The sequence below is a fragment of the Rhizobium pisi genome (genome assembly GCF_003938655.1).
GTDB lineage: Bacteria > Pseudomonadota > Alphaproteobacteria > Rhizobiales > Rhizobiaceae > Rhizobium > Rhizobium pisi.
In genome coordinates, this window is record NZ_RJJT01000007.1 from 50,207 (window position 1) to 70,061 (window position 19,855).

A 19,855-nucleotide genomic window follows, 5' to 3' on the forward strand; every position below is an offset into this window, starting at 1 on the left:
GTCGAATGGCGCCTCGGGAGGCACCGGGCCATTCGCTTGATGGTCGGGTATCCGTCTTCGGGAGAGCGGCGCTTTCCCGTTCAATTTTTTCCTGATGTACCTCTGGTCACTGACACGCGTCCCCGTTGCAGCAAGGATGCGACGGCCGCTTTGCGGCGGCAGCTTGCCATTCCAAATTGCGTCAATACTTCTGAAAGGGGCACAGATGGTTCTCGGCGAAAAGCTTGATCTGGCGAACGGGAGGCCGTCAGGATTCGACTATATGCGATTATTGTTAGCTTTTTCAGTGCTTTGGATACATACGGCCCGCGTCACATATGGCGATGACCTTTTCCTCTGGGAGTCGCCCCTTCGTCCGCTTCTCAAGTCCGTGCTTCCCATGTTCTTTGTCTTGAGCGGGTTCCTGGTGGCGGGCAGTCTCGAGCGATCGAAGACATTGATCTCTTTCTTAGGTAACCGGTTTATCCGAATCTATCCTGCACTCACGGTAGAGGTATTGCTGGCTGCCTTTATACTCGGGGCGATCTATACAGAGTATGACCTGCGTGACTATTTCACCGATCCGCAGTTCTTTACATATTTGATGAATGTCACCGGACATATTCACTTCAATCTCCCCGGCGTGTTCCTGGATAATCCTGACGCGGCGATGGTGAACGGGCAGCTCTGGACAGTGCCCTTCGAGCTCGAATGCTACATGGTGATCGCCGCGCTCTTCGTGCTCGGCGTGGTCAGGCGGCGCGTCATCGCCCTCATCGCAACACCGGCATTGATCATAAGCTTCGCCATTGCGCGATACTGGAAACACGAAAGCGATTGGGGCGTCATGCCGACGACCGCATCGGGCAATCTTCTCATTTGTGCCTTTCTGGCGGGGGTGACTTTCTATCTCTACAAGGACAAGATTCTCTGGGACGTTCGAATTTTGCTCGTCTCCGTGGCGGTCATAGTGGGCGCCTATTGGTTCACATCCTTCGGGGATTTCATTGCCATACCGGCAATGGGGTATGTCACGGTCTTCCTCGGTCTCACCTCACCCCCCAAGCTCAGCATCCTGCGCGGCGCCGATTATTCCTACGGCGTCTTCCTCTATGGCTATCCGATCCAGCAGGCGTTCGTGGCACTCGGGCCTTGGGCGCATAATTGGTGGTTGAACGGCATCGTCTGCAGCATCGTCGCCACCTGCTTTGCCGCTTTTTCCTGGAGATTCATCGAAAAGCCGGCGTTGAAATTGCGCAAGCAAGTCACCTGGCTCGAAAATCTCAGCCTGCAGCGTGGTGCAAAACGGGAGTTGGCCGGCGCGGTCTCGAAGTAGACTTCCCGATTCGGCCGGAAACTCCGGCCGCACGAATTCCATCGCCGGTGCTTAACCGATACAAGATCCGCAGGGCTCGCCATCGTTGCGAGCCCTGTTTCGTTGATGCATGCCGGTCGCTCGGCGTGTCTCTGTGCTGACCGCGTAAGCCTATGCTCGCACTCACCTTTTCAGAACCATCAAACGAAGGTCCGGTTCGGCGGAAGACGGCTGTGGTTGCATCTCCAGCTCTTGTATAATCCTGCAATAGGCAAATCTTTCCGGTCGCGACATCCCTAGATTTCCCGGTTTTGGACGGTCACGCTCCTTCGCCGGATGAATAGTCGAATATTCCCCGGCGTGGTTCGGTCGGTTTGTTCGCGACGTCTTAGCGATATTTTAACGATAACGGATAAAATACTTCGATCGAACTTCGTTTCGACTTTGAGATTTGTCGTGTCATCGAAGCTGGCGGCGGCAGCTTGAAGGAGGTCTGAAGAGAGGAGTCGTAATGCTGAAGAGCGTGCTCGTCGTGATTGCCGTCTCCATCGCCGCCGGAGCGACCATTCGCGCCTGGGCCTTTGCGGCTTTTGCATTTCTGCTGGTCACGGCCTTGGGCATCGTGATCCTGCTGAAGGGTTCCTCTTGGACGGAAGCGGTCGTTTCCTCTCTCGAGGTGCTTGTCCTGATGGAAATATGCTATCTGGCCGGCCTGTTCACTTTTTCCTTGTGGGGGCATATTCAAAAGCGCCGGAAAAAGAACGCCATCGTCGACCGTTCGCCTGCGACCGGTAAGGGCCCTCACGGATGAGGCCATTGCTGTTAAACGCTGCTGAGTTGCGCGGGAAATGCCTAAGGTGCGGCGCGATCTTTTAAAGTTGCCCACCGCGCCTCAGGTCTTTCGTCTTCTTGCATGTCGTGATTGCGCGGCATACTCAGGAGTCCAGCCTGGGCAATAGCGCGTGCCGGGAAAGCAGGGCGGAGAGCGTCTTCGTCATGATTGCGAAGTCCCATGCGAGTGTCCAGTTGGACAAATATTCGACGTCGAGGGCAAGCCTGTTCTGATAGCTGGCGTCGCTGCGACCACCGGTCTGCCAATGGCCGGTCAGGCCGGGACGGACGGCCATGTAGGCATAGGCATGCTCGCCGTAACGCGGCAATTCTTCTCTGGTGATCGCGCGCGGCCCGACCAGGCTCATTTGACCGAGCAGCACGTTGATCAATTGCGGAAGCTTGTCGAGGCTCGATCGTCCCAGGATATCACCGACGATGGTTACCTCAGGGTTGGGCGTCGCATCGGCGCTTGCCGTGCGGAACCTGCGGCAACGGAACTCTTTTCCCTTGTAACCAACCCGAATATGGCAATTGAAGAGGGGACCCCGATCACTTAGTGTGATGATGGCTGCCACGGACAGAAGGAGCGGCGACAGCAGGAATAGGAGACCTGCCGCAACAATGATGTCCAATGCGCGCTTTAGAATTCTGCTGATCAGATGAGATTGAGATGAATTGAACGGACGCCTTTCCTGTCGAGCCCTGGCGAAATCCTGCCAAGGTTCGGTGAGGTTTATGCCCTGATTTTTTCCCGTCACCCGCGTCTCCATCGGCCATTCGCAGAAATCACAGCCAAAGCTTGTTTTAATGCAGGTTTGGTGTCTGTGACCGCGGTCATATCATAGAATAAATTCTTTACGCCTATAAGTAAATTTTATGATTATTTGAAATAATTCATCTTGCTTTCTTGTAAATATAAGATACTTCCTGTTGCGTATTTTGTTACTCAACGTTGTTACTATGTTTTCTGGTTTGTGCCTTTGGTTGTCGATCGCATTTTATTGTATAAAAGCCGTCATTCACCCAAAAATTGTTTTCAATGACAGAATTATGTGTGGTTTTTATTATATATAAATATGAGCAATCGTCACAATTATGTATAGTTTAAACACGAAATTTTTATATTATTATTATTTGACTTTCTAATTTAATATACTACGAATGCTGTCCGACGATAACAAGCCAGTTAGTCTTCGTGGGGTTTCGCGTATGGACGGGTTAATTAGCACCAGAGACAACAGAACCGGAAGAGGCGCCGCCCGAATGGGCGAGGCGGTTGCTTGCGGTTCTGGTGCTGAATACGGTGGCAGAGCGGATTTGGATCACGAGTTCCCGTTTTCCCGGTCGAGTGTTCGCAAATTTCGCCGTGGTGAAGTCATTGCCGGCGCTGGTGTCCTGATCGACATGTTTGCCCGCGTCCAGCGCGGGATGGTGAGTGCGAGCACGCCCTTGCCCGATGGACGGGAGTTCATCGTCGAAATCATTCCGAAGGGCGGTTTGATCGGGGAGTTGGAGGTGCTGCGCAGGCAGTCCCTCAGTCTCGAATATCGGGCCTCGTCGGACTGCGAACTGCATTTCTTCGACGGTCGCTTGCTGCGGGAGTTATGTGCAAACAATCCGCAATTTCAGGTGAATATCCTGTCGAAGGCGCTGGCGCGTGTTTCCGAACTCGAACTGCGCCTCATTTCCAACGCCGGGTCGAATCTGAAACAGCGATTGGCCCGGACGCTGCTGCGCCTTTCCGCCCTGTACAGAATGGATGCGCAAAATAGCGGCGACGAACTCGTCATCTCCCAACACGATCTCGCCGCGACGCTGCCGGCCTCGCGCGAAAAGGTCAACCAGTGCCTGCGACGCTTGCGCGAGGGCAAGGTGGTCGATGGGGCACAAGGCAAGATCCGCATTCTCAATCGAAAAGCGCTGGAAGCTTATGCCGAGGGCGTGTGATCCCAAGCTTGAAGCGCCGCCTCGATAAAGGCCGATGAAATAGGAAAATCTATTCGAAACCCGCCGCCTGGCGGGTTTCGTTGTCTAACGGCATGCGAGGGATAGCCGGTGGATGTGGGTTGAAGCCAAGCCGGCGCAACGGAGCATATCGCCGAAACCGCAATTGGATTCGGGCTGTATCCCTAGACTTCGCTCTCCGAAGCATTCTTCCAATATTGCCACCCTTCGCCCTGGATCAGTCCATGATCAGACAGGTCCTTCCAGCCTTTGTAGGTGCCGGTGTCGTCATAGACGAAGTGATCGATCTCCTTATTCGAGGAATAAACGGCATATTCCTCCGTATGTTGAGCTCGGTGCGCCGCGTCGGCGACCTTGTGAACGAAGGTCGACAGGAACTTGAAATGCAGGAGGGCGCCGGATACGCCGGGCGCTCCGCGCATCTCGCCCAAATTCAGGGAAAGCGGCCAGACCTGGTGCGACGACTTGAGGAACAGACGTTCGCCGGCCACATAGACCAGCGGTATCTTGTTGAGCGCGGGACCGTCCCAGAGCCGGTCGTGGAAATAGACACGCCCGCGAACGCCGCCCTTGATCCATATCGTCGAATTGCGTTTGTCGAAGTGCGCGACATAACCGGATCGGTCGAAGAGATTGCAGATCTCGAGCGGATTTCGACCGGGTTCGCAAATGTTTTCGACAACGGGAAGCGGGCTGTACATGTCGATCATGACCGAACGGAGGGAGCGGCCGCCCATGGATTCGATATAGGCGGTCAGTTGATCGATCGGCCGCGTGTCGTAATGCGGATAGACCAGGAACTCGTCCGCATCGACGTAAAGGACCCATTTGCCCCGGCAATGGCGGTTGATGACTTCGTTGATCCAGTCGTTTCCAAATCTCGCCGCCTTGTAGGATCCATGAGCGGATATCAGGGAGACATCATCGAAGCCGGACAGCAATTCGACGGTGCCGTCCGTCGAGCCGTTGTCGATGCAGATGAAGTGCTCGAAGCCGAGATCGCGATAATATTGCAGAAAGAATGCCAGCCGATGCCCTTCGTCGCGGATCACGCAGATGAGGACGTGACGGGCCTGCCTGAGGCTGCTGCGCAGCCGGTCGTAGCGAAGCTGCCGGGCCTTGAGCGAGCGACGAAGGCGGGCTTTGACAAAATGGGAGATACTGGCGGCGGAAGCGCGATAGCTCATTTCAGGTCGAACCAACAATGCATCGTCATACGGCATAGTCGCCGACCAGCAGGCTCTGGACCCGCGGATTGGGTCCGTGATCCTCAATCGCGTGGTGGATGCGTGCTCGTATCGACCGGTATTTATACAGCACCTTACGATCGAAGCTTATTCCGCGGTACAGCGAGTTGTAAATCGGATGTGCTTTGCGCAGGTCGACATAGACTTGGCTTTCCGTGTCGGTCCACGGAAAGAAGGTTCCATGCCAGGGCTTCGGATGCGCCATATAATGGACGATCGACAAGGACGACATGTTCACGAGATGAAGGAACTGCTTGGGAAAGTTCCAGCGGTTCGAGATGAGGATGAGCGAGGAGCCGCAGACGTAGTTCAATGCGCCCTGATCATGTTTGCCGTCACATGCTTCGGGATTTCTGGCAAAAAGCTCAAGCGCCTCCTGCCCGATCCAGCCGTTCCGATGGAATTTCAGCACTCCGGCGTTGAAATAGTGGCTGTCCTTTCCCGTGTCGAGAAAGTCGTGGATCGCCGTGTAATCGCGTGCCGCGAAAAATCTGCCCTCGGGAACGACAGCGCTTTCGAACGCGCCGAGATCGCTGACGATCTGGGTATCCCCATCGAGGTAGATGATCTGGGTATAATTGGCAGGCAGGACTTCGCAGAGGACCAGTTTGGCCATCGTGCTGACGCTGATGCGGCCCTGAAAATGCGAACTGTCGAGCTTGCCGAGTGAGTCCTTCAGCGCTTCGGTCGCATCGATCAATTCGACCCTGCTTGCCGCAAGCAGCGCCTTCAGCTCTTCGAAATTGTCCAGATGCTCCGACATGAGGACGCAGACATCGGTTGCCGGGCTTGCGAATTTGCGAGCCTGAAGCGCCGAGAGGATGGTCGGAAACGAATACTCTACGTCCGTGACGTAGACGAGGCACTGATTGTTCATGTCATTACCCTTCCGGTTGCCTGCAACGGGAATGAACCGTTGTTGTCTTTCAGGTCGAGGGAACAGTTGTTGATTGAGCCGGCAGACCTGTCGTAAGACGGTCCGGTCCGGTATATATTGCGGGTGGCAGCCCTGCGTGTTGGATGGAGCAGCGTCTGGTTGCTGGCGGCTTTTGGGTGTTTCGTTGTTGAGATATTCGCCATGAAAAGTGCCTTGCCTGTCTCGAGGCAGTGTTTCGATATCCTGTTCCGCCGTAGGAGGATTCCTGCGCGGACCACTCTCGGGATGCAGAGGGAAGGAGGATTGTCATGCTGATCATCACACTCGTGGCCGCGCTGGTTTCGATCGCTGCCGGCACTTCCATCCGGGCCTGGGCCTTCGCGATATTCGCATTCCTCGTGGCAATCGGCTTCGGTGGCGTGGCTTTCGCGGACGGGTCTTCCGTGATCGCGGCGACGTTTTCGGGCGTCGCTATCCTCGCGCTCATGGAAATCGGCTACGTCGCGGGCGTGTTCCTGTCGGGATTTGTACGGCGCAGCGCCAGATTGCGGGAAAACAATTCCGCGGCAGACAATGTCGCTGCCACGAGCGAGCATCAGCAGAGCTGACCGCGGAATAAAACCCGCAGCGCATCCATCTCTGGACGGAATTGCAGGAGTGCAGCTGTCCGACCGTATGATTTCACCGGCAATCCCTGAAGGAGGCACCGCCGACCGGCCGGGTCGGCGCGTGGCCGCGGCGCATTGCCGCCGTCTCTCGCCATGAGGGAAGTTCGGGGCGGTCGTCATCGCGTTGCAAACGTCGGCGTTCTCGTAAGAGATGCCGATGCCTCCGGTGGACGCCGGTTCGCGAGCGTTCGAGTAGCCGGACGCCGCGCGACATAGGGGCCAGCCAGGCAGCCCACTGCCAGACCGGCGGTGGTGCTGAACAGCAGGCCGAGATCGGTGCCGCTTCCTGAGATCGCAGCCGAGCCGATCTGCGCGATGGACGCCATGATGGCGGCGTTTCCGATCGCATGCGTCTCCCGATCGCCGGATATGCGCCGGCCGGACGACCTCACAAGACTATACAGGAAGGTGGCGAAGAGAAGGGTGCCTGATAATCCGACATTAGACAGCAATGCGGCGATGAAACTTGAGGCCCGAACCGTGCCGAGCCCGGCGCCGAAGGTGGCAGTATCGACGAAAGCGATCAATGCCAGCGTGTTCCAGGCGGTGCGTTCTTCGCCGGATTGCGACTGAAGCTTGTCCGATACGGTGGTATTTACGAGACCGGCAATGGAATCCCACGCATCGGGGACAAGGCTGAGCGCGACGATGGCGCAGGGGATCAGGAACAGCGTGATCACCAGGAACGTCACATGCGAGGCGGCGGTCGGGCCGCGGATCAGTCGTTTCAGGCAGAACAGCACAAACATGCAGACGGCGAAGATACCGGCGATATAGGCGGTGGTCGACGTGCACAGGACGATCGTCGGGCAGATAAGGAGAGTTGCAAGCCCCGCCATGCGGCTTTGAACGCGCTCCAGCCAAAGCATGAGCGTGAAGGAGAAATAAGCCAATGCGATCGCGCCGTAGATGCTCGCCTCGGGAAAGGGGCCGACGATGCGCTTGAAGCCGTGGATCGCCTCGGCCGTATGCATCGTATAGTTCGCGTTCCTGATGATATCGAGCAGGTGCGACTGGCCGGTGAGGAAGGTTCCCCAATCGATGAGTGCGAAGGCAAAGCATACGATCGAGGCTATGATCAGCTGCAGCGCGATGAAACGGGCGTATCCGAGCCTTGCAAGCCCGGCTACGACGGCAAAGCAGGCGAGGTCGCCGAGCAGATAGACGGACTGGCTGAGATTGGACGAGCCGGGAGCAAGCGGAGCGGCCACCGTCGACATCATGCCGGATGGGTCTCGTGCGGAGGAATAGACGAGGGTCGCGCCGGCAAAGATGCGGGGCAGGAAGAAGGACGACACCACCGAAAACAGGATGTAGGCGGCAAACCAGAAACCGGGACCCGGATAGGCGAGGCTGGCGAGTGCGGCCTGCGTCTGAACCGGGCGCAGGAGGACGGCCCCGACGAGAAAAAGTACCAGAAGATGGCTCGGCTGAATACTGCTGCCGCCAAGTGCGGGCAACTGGAGGGCCGCTGCGGCGCCCAGCAGCGTCAACAGGCAAAGGATCACCATGGCGAAGCGCGCGCCGTTGACCATGCAAAGCATGCCGAGGAGCAAGGTAATGAAACCGATCGGTTCTATCGACATGCTTCCGGTCCCGATCCTAGAGGTGAACCGCCGAAGCAGCGCTTTTGCCGAAGACCGGCATCCATCTTTCGGCCTATTGCCCGGAGCGAAAGCCGCCAGCTGTCAACGATGATCACAACAGCCTCCTAATTCGATCCCGTCTGGGATATCCAGCCGGGAGCCGGCCGGTTGTCTCGCGCCACATCAGACAAAGGGGCTGCCGAGCTCTGTTTTTGCGGCGGGCTCTGCAACTGCGGCTGGGACGGTGTCTGAAGAGCAGAGTCCAGGCCGACCTCGACGAGATCATGCGGCAGCAAGGCGGTCTGCTCGTCTGCTACGATGTTGCGATAGGTTCCGTCGTCATTGCGACGGACGATCCTGTAGTTCTTCTGCGCCTTGCCGAGACCCGGCGCGTCCGTGTTGATCTGGGCGAGTTGAGCGTCGTAGCCTGCCTGCTCGCCCAGAAGCTGGGCCACCTGGATATCGATCGCCGCCCTGCCGATTGCGAGGTTGACCTGGTTCAGCAGTTCCTGGTTTTCGCTGTTCTGCCTGTTGACGATGTTGATCTTGGAGCGATCGGCCTCGCTGAGGCCTTGGCGAGCCGTGGTCAGGGCAACTTCGAGATCGATCAGAGTGCCTTGAGCGTCCGCGACCCCGCGGTCGACCGAGACCTGACGCGAGTTGCTGACCAGGCCCTTGCTCACCAGGCTGTTGACGTTGTCCAGCTCCTTCTGGGCAAGATCGATTTGCCGCTTTTGCGAGCTGATCTTGGCCGTAAGCGACTCGACCTGCTGCCCATAGAGACGCGTGAGGTCGTTGGCCGCTTCGACTTGGCTGTCGATGTCGACGCGCCGCAGCCGCATCAGGTTCAACTCCTGCGCCTTCAGCTTGTCCACATCGGGTGTGCCGACGAGTTCGGCAGGGATCTCGAAACTCTGCTCGCCGGCGATCTCGGCGCGCAGGCGCGCTTGGCGCATCAGGAGATCGCGCCGGTTGAGAACGGCCGTTCGGTAGGCGCCGGCAGCCTGGATCCGGTCGCGCTCGAAGTAGGTGTTGTCCTCGCGTTCCCGCAGGAAGCCACCGGCGATGCTGACTGCCTTCATGACGGTCATGCCGGGTTCAAAAGGATAGCGCCCGGGGGTCTGGACGGTTCCGGTCAGGAAGATCGGCGCATGCTCGGCAATCTCCAGGGCGATATACGGCTTGACCGGAAGTTGAGCCTTCTCGGCCAGTTCGCTGGCAATGGCATCGGCGAGTTCTTCGGTCGTTTTTCCATTCGCCTGCACGTGACCGGCAATCGGGATCGAGAGATTGCCGGCATCATCGATGGTATAGACACCGTCGAGAGCTTCCCAGCTGGCATAGCGGGAATCCGAGGACCGCCATTCCACGACGCGCAGCCTTACCTTGTCTTCCGGCACGAGGGAGAATGTCTGCGCGCGGGCGACGCTCCAGCCGGCCATGCAGGAGAATGCCAGCAAGGCAAGTGCCGCTGAGATGAGACGATCGGACAAGGAGGTGCGCTGCATTGGTCTATCTCCGTTTCGTTGCGATCGACGGCGAAGGCATTTCGCGCGGGAGGGGGGTGGCGAATTCGAGAATGCGGGACGGAGAGGCACGGCCGATGAGAAGATCGGACAGCGCCAGCAGATTGCCGTTCAAACGTCCCCACCGGTCGATCAGGCGGTCGTTAGACAGAGCGCCCGAAACGTTGGCCAGAATGTTGCGGCCGATCTGCGTGATCGCGCGGCCCTTCGACATCGTGCCCTTGCGGATCAGGTAGGCGGGATTGGCAACCTGGGAGTAGCCGAGCCTTCGGCCCGGCTGGCGCCCGGATCGGACGCCGAGATGCACTCCGCGGGCGCCTTCAACATGCACGGACCTGCCGTAGCGGGCGAGGGACCTGCTGAAATCGACATCCTCGAGCCAGCCGTAGAGCGGCAACTGTTCGTCAAAGCTCACCGCATGCTCGATAACGGGCGAAAGGCGGACCGCCATGTTGCATCCATAGGCGTTATACACATCCGTCACCAGTTCGGCCGTTTCGCCGGCGGTTTCGAGAACCTGCAGCGCTTCCGACATGTCGAGGCCGCCGTCGAGGATGCCGTCGGCGAGGACTTCGCCGGTGGCGATCACGACCTCGGGATTCGTCGCGAAGACGCTTGCCATCCGCGACAGGAAAGTAGCGGCCGGAATGAAGTCGTCGTCCAGGAAGATCAGGATATCCGTGTCGGCGGCGGCGGCCTGGATGATCCTGTTGCGCTGCGAGGTCAGGCCACGGCTGCCGACGATGATGTCCAGGCCGGGGCGATCGGTGAGCCCGGCGGCATCGTCGCTCACGGGCACGCAGACGATAAGCCGTTCCGCCTGGTCCGACAGGCCGGAGAGGTATTCGACCGTCTCCCGCAGTATCGAAGCGCGGCCCGCCGAGGCGATCCCGACGGCAATTCTCAACCGACGGCCCGCACGCCCCGCCATGGCTTCGGGGCCGCAAGGAACCGGCGCCGGCCCGCTTGGGCCGCCCTGGCTGGTTGCTCCTGCCGAGGCTAAGGTCATGACTGCATTCTCTTCGGTGCATGGTTGATGATCGCGCCGAGGATTTCGGCGCCGACATTGCGCATGGTTTCGATGACGCGCGTGGTATCGTCGATCGAGGTGCGTCCATGCGAGGTGACCACGAGGACGCCATCCAGCTCCGGCGCAATGGCATTGGCATCAGGCGACGTGGAGAATGCGGAAATGTCGACGAATATCGCGTCGAATTCCTTCTTGAGGTCGGCGAAGCTCAACTGCGTGCGACGAGAACTCAGGCGAATGGCCGGCGTCACGGCTTCGACCTTGCCGAGGGGAAGGAACTTCAGCGTCGAGGTGAGCGGCAATGCGGCCGTCTGGATCAGCTCGCCATTGTCGAGAACATCGACAAGGCCGATGGAACTATGAGGGGCGATCGATTTGCTGAGCGAGGATTTCTGCGCGGCCGCATCGATCAGCAGCGTGTGCGCCCCTGATATCGACGACAGGACTGCGAGTTCGCGAGCGATGGTCGATGCTCCGTTGCCGGGATCGACGGCGACCACACCGATGACGACCCGGCGTTTGCGCCGAAGGCCGACGACCGTCGCGCTGAGTTCCGCCATGCCGGGAATGACGGGATAGGCGGCCGTGCTGCCGCTGCCCGTGCCGGCGGCGAGGAAACGCGTGGGGTGCCCATTGCGGGTCTTTGTCGACCTCGACAGCAAAGTGACGAAGGGCAGTCCATTCGCATCCGCGATTTGATGGGGGCGGATAATCCGGCGGTCGCCGGCGTGCCGTATCATGGCAAGGGCCAGGCCGACGCCGAGGCCAACTGCGCCCGCAAAGGCGATGATGAGCGTGCTGCGCGGCCTTGCCTTCGAGAGGGGCAGCGTTGCCCGCGAGATGATCGTGGCGTCGGACACGGGATAGGTTATGCGCTGCTTGGCTTCGGTCAGCTGGGTCAAGGTGCTTTCATAAAGGGTGCGGCGGGCGTCCGTCGCGCTCTGCAGCTCCGCAAGCTTGAACTGATCGCGCGGAGCATTGGTGAAGGTGCTCAGGGCGCTGGCGGCATCGGCCAGCCCGCGCTGCTGTTCCCGGATGAATTTTTCCAGCCAGTCGCTGTATTGCCGGGAGGCATCGGCCTTCATTGCAATATTCTTCTGGATATATTGCCTGGCGAGTGTATCGGCGATGTCGACGGCCTTCTGAGGTGTCGATGCCGCCGCCGATATCTCGATGATCGTCGAACTCCCGATCCGGCGTATTTCGACCATGTTCAGCAGCGTGGCGATCGCCCAGTCCTGGAGCCGTTCCTTCTCCGTCTGCGGCTGCGCGCCGCGCGTTCCCTTGCCTGTTGCGTCCTGCGGGGCCGTATCCGCCTGCGAAGAAATCCCCATCAGCCAATTCTTCGCCCTGTCCCGCAGCGAGGGCTCCTGATCGACGAACTCGGGATCGCTATCGAGATCGAGCAACCTTACCGTTCCGCCGATGACGTCGCTGGATTTGGCGATCTCAAGCTGTCCTTCTATGAAGGCGTCTTCCGCGAAGGCCCTCTGCGCTTCGGAACCGTTCACCTGGGGAAAGATCACAAGTTGCGTGCTGGCGACGAAACTCGGCACGGCGGTCAGCAGGTAGCCTGCTGCCATCGCGAGGAAGACGATGGTCGTCACCACGATCCACAGCCAGCGCATTCTGACAAAGAAGAGCATATCCCGCAGGGTCAGCGGCGAATTACCCCCGCCGTTGTTTGCCGGAGACAGGGATATCGGGGAGACGCCGCTGAAGATGGTGCTTGTGGTCATGTCGTCCTAATCCAAATGGCGAGATTACGGGATAACCCGGTGTCGAGTGACCAGGGATTGGCAGCTTGGAGGGGACGGGGGAGTAGCGTATCTTCCGATTTCCGGCATGATCGACAGCTCTCCCCTTGATGCTCAGTAAGAGCCGCGTTGTGAAAACAGAGCGGGAATGGTCTTCGCAAGGATGACGAAGTCCCGACCGAGCGACCAGTTGCTGACATAGTGAGCATCGAGGGAGACCCGGTACTCGTAGCTGACGTCGTTGCGTCCGCTGGTCTGCCAGTGACCGGTCAGGCCCGGGCGGACGGCCATGTAGGCCCACATATGCTCGCCGTAACGGGGCAATTCCTCGACGGTGACCGGCCGAGGGCCTACAAGGCTCATTTCGCCGCGCACGATATTGATCAGCTGAGGAAGCTCGTCGATGCTCGATCGCCTCAGGATATCACCGACGGCCGTGATCCTCGGATCGTCCTTCAACTTGCGCGTTTCCTCCCATTCGCTGCGCGCAGCCGGGTTGTTTCGCAGCAATTCGGCAAGCTGAGCGCTCGCATCGGTCTTCATCGTACGGAATTTGAGGCATCCGAACGGCGCTCCGCCGACGCCGATGCGGGTATGGGAATAGAAGACCGGGCCGCGATCGGAGAATTTCACGATCAAGGCGACGAGCAGCAGAAGGGGCGCAAGCAGGATCAGCGCGGTGATCGCGACAAAAAAGTCCATCGCACGCTTGAATGATCTGCCTGCCGCACGCGGCCGCGACGAATGGAGATCGCCGCCTTTCGCGGACCTTCCGATGCGCGACCAGCCCTCGAAACTATGTGCTTCCCATGTCATCGGTGGTCTCCAAAACGTTTAGTCAAGAACCGTGTAAAGTTTGCTGCGCCGCAACCTGGTTGTCTGTTACCAAGGTCATAATCCTTAAGAATTTCTTTATGCTACTAACCCGCATAAGAGAAATCTGATTACTCCTACTGGCCTTCTTTTCATTTCAATCAACGTTATAACCTACTCGGAGGTGATTAATCCGCGCGAATTCATTTATTATTTTGATGTCATCATTTTGATTATTGCTGCTTTTTAACTCACAAGGACATTTTAATGAGCAGCACTCTTCAATGAGTGATCATTATTTGGCTTCATCGAGGTTTTTAGCTATGAAAACAATGTATTTTTTTGTTTTTCACTAAATGTAGACTTCATCTTTACGCTTTCTTTCGGTGATGTTATTTGACTCCTATATTAATGCAATATAAATGATGCAGTGCAGCATAACCTATGGTCATTCCAGTACTGGGAGTCATGCGCATGGATGGGTTGACACACGTATCGGATCGTAGGTCCGGCATCGACAGGGTGGGGATTCCGGCCGGTGGGGGCATTCATCTCAACAGCCGCATCGTTCTCGATGACGAATTCCTTTCCTGCCGCTCGAGCATCCGGCGGTTTCGCCGCGGCGAGGTCATCGCCGGTGCCGGCGTCCTCGTCGATACTTTCGCACGCGTGCATTCGGGATTGGTCAGCGCAAGCACGATGCTGCCCGACGGCCGGGAATTCATCGTCGAGATCATTCCGAAATCGGGCCTCATCGGCGAGCTCGAGGTCTTGCGCAGGCAGACGTTGAACCTCGAATACCGGGCCAGTTCCAATTGCGAGTTGCATTTCTTCGAAGGCCGGCTGCTGCGCGACATGTATGCCAGCGATCCCTCTTTCCGGGAAAAGGTCTTCTCCAGGGCGCTGGCGCGTATTTCCGAGCTTGAGCTCCGGATCATTGCCAATGCCGCTTCGACCCTGCAGGCGAGGCTGGCCAGCACGCTGCTGCGGCTCTCCGCCGTCTACGCAAAAGATGCGGCCAACAACGTGGACGAACTGATCATCTCGCAAAACGACCTGGCCGCGACGCTGCCAGCGTCCCGCGAGAAGGTCAATCAGTGCCTGCGGCGGCTGCGGGAATGCAAGATCATCGACGGAGGGCAGGGTAAGATCCGCATTCTCAACCGCAAGGCGCTGGAGGCTTGTGCCAACGGCGTCTCGGTGAAGTGATGCGCCCGTCGTCGCCTGAGGCTCTGCGATCCGCCGCAAATGTCAGCCTTTTCCCCGGCCTCGGCAGGACAAAGATCGATCGCGTGGTCATCATCGACGACTACTCGACCGCCAGAGGCGGCGCGACGGCGCTGGCCGTATTATCGGCCAAGCTGTTTCGCGGCCTCGACATCCCCGTGACCTATATTTGCGGGGACGGCGCGGCCAATGCGGAGCTTGCCGCGCTCGGGGTCTCGATGGTCGGGCTGAACAGTCGCGACCTGCTCAGCGCCGAGCGCGCGAAAGCTTTCGTAACAGGCATCCATAATGGCGCCGCCATCCGCATGATGGCGAACTGGATCGCCGCAAACGATACGGCCAATACCGCCTATCACGTGCATGGCTGGCACCAGATCCTGTCTCCCGCGATTTTCAGGGCGCTGGCGCCGGTCGCTAGGCGATGCGTGGTCCACGCGCATGATTTCTTCACTGCCTGCCCGAATGGCGCTTTCTTCGATTATCAGGCGCAGCAGATCTGCCTTCGCCGCCCGCTCGGCGGAAGCTGCATTGCAACGGCCTGCGACAAGAGAAGCTATTCTCATAAATTGTGGCGGTCTGCGCGCGGCTCCAATATCCTCCGGCTTCTGAAGGATCGGGCCGATTTCGGCCGGATCATCCTGTTGCACGAGAAGATGGCGAGCTTTCTTGTCGGCGCCGGCTATAGCCCCGAACGGCTGACGACGATCCGCAACCCCGTTGCTCCCCTGTCGATAGAGCGCATCCAGGCGGAGGCCAACGACGAGTTTGTCTTCATCGGACGGCTGGACGAGGAGAAAGGCGTGGAGGACGCCGTGGCGGCCACGCGCAGGGCAGGCGTCAAGCTCTGCGTGATCGGGGACGGACCGCTGATGCCGCTGGTCGCGGCTTCGGGAGATCACGTCAGGGCTCTCGGCTGGCAATCGCACGCCGAGATCGGCCCGACCATCCGCAAGGCGCGCGCGCTGCTGATGCCGTCGCGCTATCCCGAACCGTTCGGTCTCGTCGCGATCGAAGCGGCCAGGAGCGGCCTGCCCGTCATCATGTCGCGCAGCGCCTTTCTCGCCGAGGAAATGGAAAGAGCCGGCATGGCGCTTGCCTGCGATACGGCCGATGAAAAAGCCTTTGCCGATACTTTGACGCGATTCAGCCGAATGCCGGGGCATGAGGTCCGCGCCATGAGCGAACGGGCCTTTCTGAGGTCGCCGGGCCTCGCCTCGACGCACGAGGAATGGCGCGACGCGCTTCTTGCCGAATATCACAGCCTGCTTTCGACGAATGCGGTTCCTGAGCTGACAGACGGTGTGGCGATCCAAGGAGTATTCAGTTGACCCTTAAAGCAACAACCTCTCTTCCCGATGCGAGAGCCTTCCTCGCCGATGCGCCTGTCCTGGCGAAAAGACGTGCCGCCGGGGCCGGAAGCCAAAGCGACAGCAAGCAGCTTCGCGTCGCCATTGTGCACTATTGGCTCGTTTCGATGCGCGGCGGCGAGAAGGTCGTCGAAGAACTGTGCCGCATGTTTCCGCAGGCGGACATCTTCACCCTCGTCTGCAACCGGGATCGCATCAGCGACTTCCTGAAGACGCGCAATATCCGCACCTCCTTCCTGCAGAAGATCCCCGGCGCGCAGCGCCACTATACCAAGATGCTGCCGCTGATGCCCTTCGCCCTCGAGCAGTTCGATCTGCAGGATTACGATCTAGTGCTGTCGAGCGAATCCGGCCCTGCCAAGGGCATCATCACGCGCGCCGACGCTCTTCATATCTGCTATTGCCATTCGCCGATGCGATACATCTGGGATCAGTTCCATGTCTACCGGCATGGCCTTCCCTGGGTGGGGCGCGCCCTGATGTCGATCACGGCGCCGATGCTGCGCGCCTGGGACGTTACGACAGCCTCCCGGGTCGACATGTTCGTTGCCAATTCCGACTATGTCGCAAGTCGTATCCGCCGCTTTTACGACCGGGAATCCGTCGTCATCCATCCGCCCGTTGCGACCGACGATTTTGTGGTGGGGAAGGGGAAAGGCGAATTCTATCTCTATGCGGGGCAGCTGACCGCCTACAAGCGGCCTGATATCGCCGTTCGCGCCTGCACCGAGGCCGGCCGGAAACTGGTCGTGATCGGCGAGGGAGAACAATTGCCCTATCTGAAGTCGATCGCTGGGCCGACCGTTGAGTTTCTCGGCCACCAGCCCTTCAACGTTCTGCGCGACCACCTGTCGCGGTGCCGCGCGCTGCTGTTTCCCGGCATCGAGGATTTCGGCATCCTGCCGGTGGAAGTCATGGCATCAGGACGTCCGGTTCTCGCTTTCGACGCCGGCGGCGCCAGAGAAACCGTTTCCTCGCCGCAGGTCGGCTTCCGCTTCGCCCAGCAGACCACGGAAGCCCTGCTGGAAACCATGGCAGCGTTTGAGGAGGTCGAGGACGATATCGATCCGCAGGCAATCCGCGCGCACTCGCTGAAATTTTCCTCCGCCGTGTTCCGCGACAGTCTGGCGGGCCTTATCGAGCAACAATTGTCCCATCATGGCGAGCGGTCGGCCGACGTCTTCAGAAGACGGCCGGGCTGAGGGGAAGGGACGGAGCCGCCTGCTGTGCTGCCGCGACCGAAACCGTCTCAAACCGCCGACGAGGAATGATAGCAGATCATGTCAAGCGTATCTCAGAGGACGGCGACGGCGAGCATCTGGACGATCAGCGGAAAATTCCTGGCGCGCCTGCTCGATTTTATCAGTCTCCTTGTCCTCGCAAGGCTTTTGAGCCCTGCGGATTTCGGCCTGGTCGCCATTGCGACCTCGGTCCTTGTCATCGTCGAGGCGGTCCTGGACCTGCCGCTGACGCAGGCGCTGATGCGCCAACCGTCGCCCTCGGACGAGATGTTTGCAACGGCCTTTACCCTCAGCCTGCTTCGGGGGGCGGCCATCGGCCTGCTGATGATCGTCATCGCCTGGCCGATGGCCTTGATCTATCACGACACCCGGCTTTTTGCCCTTGTCGCCGTTCTCTCGATCGCGCCCGCCATGCGCAGCATGATCAGTCCGCGCATGGTCCTCTTCATGCAGCGTTTCGATTTCAAACGCGAGTTTGCGCTCGATCTCATCACCAAGGGATCGACGCTGCTGTTCGGTGTGGGCGTGGCGGTGACGACAGGCAGCTATTGGGGACTGGCGATCGGAGCGGTTGCGGGACCGACCGCCGCTATGATCACATCCTATGTCTTTGCGCCGATGCGGCCGGCGTTCAGCCTTTCCGAGTGGAAGCATTTCCAGGACATGATCAGCTGGAATACGGTGTCGCAGGTGCTGAGCTCGATCAACTGGCAGCTGGACCGGCTGCTTCTGCCGCGTTTCAGCGGGCTGTCGATCTTCGGCGCCTTCAGTGTCGCCGACAATATCGCGGGCATTCCGTACCAGACCTTCGTGGGGCCGCTGCTGCGCCCGCTGATGGCGGCATTCTCGGTCGTCGAGGATCGCCGCAATCTGGTGGCCGCCTATCTGAAGGCGACGAATGCGATCACCTTCGTCGCCGCGCCCGTTCTCATCGCGCTCGCCTTTCTCGCCGAGCCGACCGTGCGTCTCCTCGTCGGCGAGAAATGGGCATCGGCCGCGCCGATCCTGCAATGGCTGTGCCTCGTCAGCCTGCTCGGTCTTCCGACGAACATGATGCCGCCCTTGGCCATGGTCTTGAACAATACCCGTTATCTCGCTCTCAGAATGTTCATCGAGTTCGCCGTCAGGGTGCCGGTTACCATCCTGGGCATCGCCTATTTCCAGGTGGCCGGGGCGCTCGGTGCGCGGATCGTGGCGATTCTCGTCGCTTACGCCGCGTCGCTCATCATCACGCGGCGGCTGATCGGCGCGAGTTTTGCCGCGCAGCTGAGTTCCTTTTCCCGGCCGCTGATCGCGAGCCTGCCGATGATCGCTTTCCTGCTTTGGGTTGAGCCGACGCTCGCCGACATGCCGGCCGGCCTGAACCTTGTCGTCGGCCTGGCGCTTTGCGGTGGAGCGGCGGCAGCGATCTTCTGGGGCTTCGCGCTGCTGGTGTGGCAGATTGTCGGAAGGCCCGACGGTATCGAGACCATCGTCGTCCAAAGGCTCATGCCGCGGCGAAATGGAGTTCTCACCTCATGATCGAGACAGGTGCAGTCCAACGATTGGTTTGGCGTTTTCGGAGGAGTGGAATGCGTTACCGGATATCTTCCAAGGCATTGGGTTTGCTCATCGTTCTCGGTCTGGGGGCATTGCCCGGCCGGCCCAGCGTCGCCCAGGAACCGATCAACATGAATGCGTATCAGCTGACGTTCGAAGAGAATTTCGACAGTCTCGACGTTTCGGCCTGGGGAGAGAAAAGCTCCCGCTGGATCGCCCACACGCCCTGGAATGGCGATTTCGGTGACGCCCGTTTCACCGATCCGGCCCCCGGTTTTCCGTTTACGACAGATCAGGGAATTCTGAAGATCGAGGCGCGCAAGGAGGCCGATGGAACCTGGCGCTCGGGCCTGCTGTCGTCGGTGAACCCGAAAGGCGAAGGTTTCTCTCAGCAGTTCGGCTATTTCGAAGCACGGATGAAGCTGCCGCCGGGCAAGGGTGTGTGGCCGGCATTCTGGCTCATCGGGCTCGACCGGTCGAAATACACCTCGGAGATCGATGTCCTCGAATATTATGGGCGCGCGCCTTACGAATTCAGCATGGGCTTTCATATCTGGCGTCAGAGCCAGGGCGGCCAGAACACCACCGGCGGCAACTGGAAAACCGTCGAGGACGGAATTTTGAACAGCGAATACCATACCTACGGCGTCGATATCCAACCTGACAAGACGAGCTTTTATCTCGACCGTCAGTTCATCTGGAGTTTCGATACGCCGAAGGAGTTTCACATGCCGTTCTATCCGCTGGTGAACCTGGCGCTCGGCTCGGGTTGGCCGATCGATGAAACGCCCAATCCTTCCGTTCTGCTGGTCGACTATATTCACGTCTACAAGCGAAAGCCCACCACCGCGGATAATTGAACAAGCGGCATCCGAGGGGATCGG

17 protein-coding genes are annotated in these 19,855 nt (G+C 59.1%); 9 read left to right on the forward strand and 8 right to left on the reverse strand.

The window, feature by feature from the left end:
• The first annotated feature begins 205 nt into the window (after positions 1-205).
• Both EFD55_RS11305 and EFD55_RS11310 read left to right on the forward strand, forming a co-directional pair.
• Positions 206-1,315 (forward strand): acyltransferase family protein, encoded by a 1,110-nt coding sequence (locus EFD55_RS11305; RefSeq protein ID WP_125845142.1) that lies wholly within the window; start codon positions 206-208, stop codon positions 1,313-1,315.
• Between the two features lie 490 nt (positions 1,316-1,805).
• Positions 1,806-2,105 (forward strand): hypothetical protein, encoded by a 300-nt coding sequence (locus EFD55_RS11310; RefSeq protein ID WP_125845143.1) that lies wholly within the window; start codon positions 1,806-1,808, stop codon positions 2,103-2,105.
• A 124-nt stretch (positions 2,106-2,229) separates the two neighbouring features.
• On the opposite strand, the gene EFD55_RS11315 is transcribed toward EFD55_RS11310, so the two are convergent.
• Positions 2,230-2,886: a sugar transferase gene (locus tag EFD55_RS11315; protein ID WP_125845355.1), complete on the reverse strand. Its 657-nt coding sequence runs from the start codon at positions 2,884-2,886 to the stop codon at positions 2,230-2,232.
• 451 nt (positions 2,887-3,337) lie between these two features.
• On the opposite strand from EFD55_RS11315, the gene EFD55_RS11320 reads away from it, so the two are divergent.
• Positions 3,338-4,075 carry a Crp/Fnr family transcriptional regulator gene (locus EFD55_RS11320; protein ID WP_125845144.1) on the forward strand — a complete coding sequence of 246 codons (738 nt, stop codon included), beginning with the start codon at positions 3,338-3,340 and terminating at the stop codon, positions 4,073-4,075.
• 182 nt (positions 4,076-4,257) lie between these two features.
• Here the strand turns inward: EFD55_RS11320 and EFD55_RS11325 are convergent, their stop codons facing one another.
• A complete protein-coding gene (locus tag EFD55_RS11325) occupies positions 4,258-5,280 on the reverse strand; it encodes a glycosyltransferase family 2 protein (protein WP_125845356.1) in 1,023 nt (340 codons plus the stop codon).
• Between the two features lie 25 nt (positions 5,281-5,305).
• Positions 5,306-6,217 (reverse strand): glycosyltransferase family 8 protein, encoded by a 912-nt coding sequence (locus EFD55_RS11330; protein ID WP_125845145.1) that lies wholly within the window; start codon positions 6,215-6,217, stop codon positions 5,306-5,308.
• Between the two features lie 308 nt (positions 6,218-6,525).
• Here EFD55_RS11330 and EFD55_RS11340 point away from each other — a divergent pair, with 308 nt between their 5' ends.
• A complete protein-coding gene (locus EFD55_RS11340) occupies positions 6,526-6,825 on the forward strand; it encodes a hypothetical protein (RefSeq protein WP_125845147.1) in 300 nt (99 codons plus the stop codon).
• A gap of 176 nt (positions 6,826-7,001) precedes the next feature.
• Here the strand turns inward: EFD55_RS11340 and EFD55_RS11345 are convergent, their stop codons facing one another.
• The 5 genes from EFD55_RS11345 to EFD55_RS11365 all read right to left on the reverse strand — a co-directional run bounded on the left by EFD55_RS11345 (position 7,002) and on the right by EFD55_RS11365 (position 13,600).
• Complete coding sequence (locus EFD55_RS11345) at positions 7,002-8,471, reverse strand: hypothetical protein (RefSeq protein WP_125845148.1); 1,470 nt, start codon at positions 8,469-8,471, stop codon at positions 7,002-7,004.
• Positions 8,472-8,596: 125 nt separating this feature from the next.
• Positions 8,597-9,979, reverse strand: a complete 1,383-nt coding sequence (locus EFD55_RS11350; protein WP_125845149.1) for a polysaccharide biosynthesis/export family protein — start codon at positions 9,977-9,979, stop codon at positions 8,597-8,599.
• Between the two features lie 4 nt (positions 9,980-9,983).
• Positions 9,984-11,006, reverse strand: a complete 1,023-nt coding sequence (locus EFD55_RS11355; protein ID WP_183736699.1) for a glycosyltransferase family 2 protein — start codon at positions 11,004-11,006, stop codon at positions 9,984-9,986.
• Positions 11,003-12,766, reverse strand: a complete 1,764-nt coding sequence (locus EFD55_RS11360) for a GumC family protein (protein ID WP_125845150.1) — start codon at positions 12,764-12,766, stop codon at positions 11,003-11,005. The genes EFD55_RS11355 and EFD55_RS11360 overlap by 4 nt, the downstream gene beginning before the upstream one ends.
• A 132-nt stretch (positions 12,767-12,898) precedes the next feature.
• The gene (locus EFD55_RS11365; protein WP_125845151.1) at positions 12,899-13,600 is read right to left on the reverse strand and encodes a sugar transferase; all 702 of its coding nucleotides are present in this window, start codon (positions 13,598-13,600) and stop codon (positions 12,899-12,901) included.
• Positions 13,601-14,071: 471 nt separating this feature from the next.
• Between EFD55_RS11365 and EFD55_RS11370 the strand changes: the two genes are divergently transcribed.
• From EFD55_RS11370 to EFD55_RS11390, 5 genes are all read left to right on the forward strand, one after another.
• Positions 14,072-14,806, forward strand: coding sequence for a Crp/Fnr family transcriptional regulator (locus EFD55_RS11370; protein ID WP_125845152.1), 735 nt, complete (start codon positions 14,072-14,074; stop codon positions 14,804-14,806).
• Positions 14,806-16,152, forward strand: coding sequence for a glycosyltransferase family 4 protein (locus EFD55_RS11375; RefSeq protein ID WP_125845153.1), 1,347 nt, complete (start codon positions 14,806-14,808; stop codon positions 16,150-16,152). The genes EFD55_RS11370 and EFD55_RS11375 overlap by 1 nt, the downstream gene beginning before the upstream one ends.
• Positions 16,149-17,393, forward strand: coding sequence for a glycosyltransferase family 4 protein (locus EFD55_RS11380; RefSeq protein WP_125845154.1), 1,245 nt, complete (start codon positions 16,149-16,151; stop codon positions 17,391-17,393). The genes EFD55_RS11375 and EFD55_RS11380 overlap by 4 nt, the downstream gene beginning before the upstream one ends.
• A gap of 78 nt (positions 17,394-17,471) precedes the next feature.
• Complete coding sequence (locus EFD55_RS11385; RefSeq protein WP_125845155.1) at positions 17,472-18,953, forward strand: lipopolysaccharide biosynthesis protein; 1,482 nt, start codon at positions 17,472-17,474, stop codon at positions 18,951-18,953.
• A 50-nt stretch (positions 18,954-19,003) separates the two neighbouring features.
• The gene (locus EFD55_RS11390; protein WP_125845156.1) at positions 19,004-19,831 is read left to right on the forward strand and encodes a glycoside hydrolase family 16 protein; all 828 of its coding nucleotides are present in this window, start codon (positions 19,004-19,006) and stop codon (positions 19,829-19,831) included.
• Positions 19,832-19,855: the final 24 nt, after the last annotated feature.

Bases quoted from the DNA above. Each gene is read 5' to 3' on its own strand.
- EFD55_RS11305 (WP_125845142.1), top strand. From the start codon at position 206: ATGGTTCTCGGCGAAAAGCTTGATCTGGCGAACGGGAGGCCGTCAGGA.
- EFD55_RS11310 (WP_125845143.1), top strand. From the start codon at position 1,806: ATGCTGAAGAGCGTGCTCGTCGTGATTGCCGTCTCCATCGCCGCCGGA.
- EFD55_RS11320 (WP_125845144.1), top strand. From the start codon at position 3,338: ATGGACGGGTTAATTAGCACCAGAGACAACAGAACCGGAAGAGGCGCC.
- EFD55_RS11325 (WP_125845356.1), bottom strand. From the start codon at position 5,280: ATGAGCTATCGCGCTTCCGCCGCCAGTATCTCCCATTTTGTCAAAGCC.
- EFD55_RS11330 (WP_125845145.1), bottom strand. From the start codon at position 6,217: ATGAACAATCAGTGCCTCGTCTACGTCACGGACGTAGAGTATTCGTTT.
- EFD55_RS11340 (WP_125845147.1), top strand. From the start codon at position 6,526: ATGCTGATCATCACACTCGTGGCCGCGCTGGTTTCGATCGCTGCCGGC.
- EFD55_RS11345 (WP_125845148.1), bottom strand. From the start codon at position 8,471: ATGTCGATAGAACCGATCGGTTTCATTACCTTGCTCCTCGGCATGCTT.
- EFD55_RS11350 (WP_125845149.1), bottom strand. From the start codon at position 9,979: ATGCAGCGCACCTCCTTGTCCGATCGTCTCATCTCAGCGGCACTTGCC.
- EFD55_RS11355 (WP_183736699.1), bottom strand. From the start codon at position 11,006: ATGACCTTAGCCTCGGCAGGAGCAACCAGCCAGGGCGGCCCAAGCGGG.
- EFD55_RS11360 (WP_125845150.1), bottom strand. From the start codon at position 12,766: ATGACCACAAGCACCATCTTCAGCGGCGTCTCCCCGATATCCCTGTCT.
- EFD55_RS11365 (WP_125845151.1), bottom strand. From the start codon at position 13,600: ATGACATGGGAAGCACATAGTTTCGAGGGCTGGTCGCGCATCGGAAGG.
- EFD55_RS11370 (WP_125845152.1), top strand. From the start codon at position 14,072: ATGGATGGGTTGACACACGTATCGGATCGTAGGTCCGGCATCGACAGG.
- EFD55_RS11375 (WP_125845153.1), top strand. From the start codon at position 14,806: ATGCGCCCGTCGTCGCCTGAGGCTCTGCGATCCGCCGCAAATGTCAGC.
- EFD55_RS11385 (WP_125845155.1), top strand. From the start codon at position 17,472: ATGTCAAGCGTATCTCAGAGGACGGCGACGGCGAGCATCTGGACGATC.
- EFD55_RS11390 (WP_125845156.1), top strand. From the start codon at position 19,004: ATGCGTTACCGGATATCTTCCAAGGCATTGGGTTTGCTCATCGTTCTC.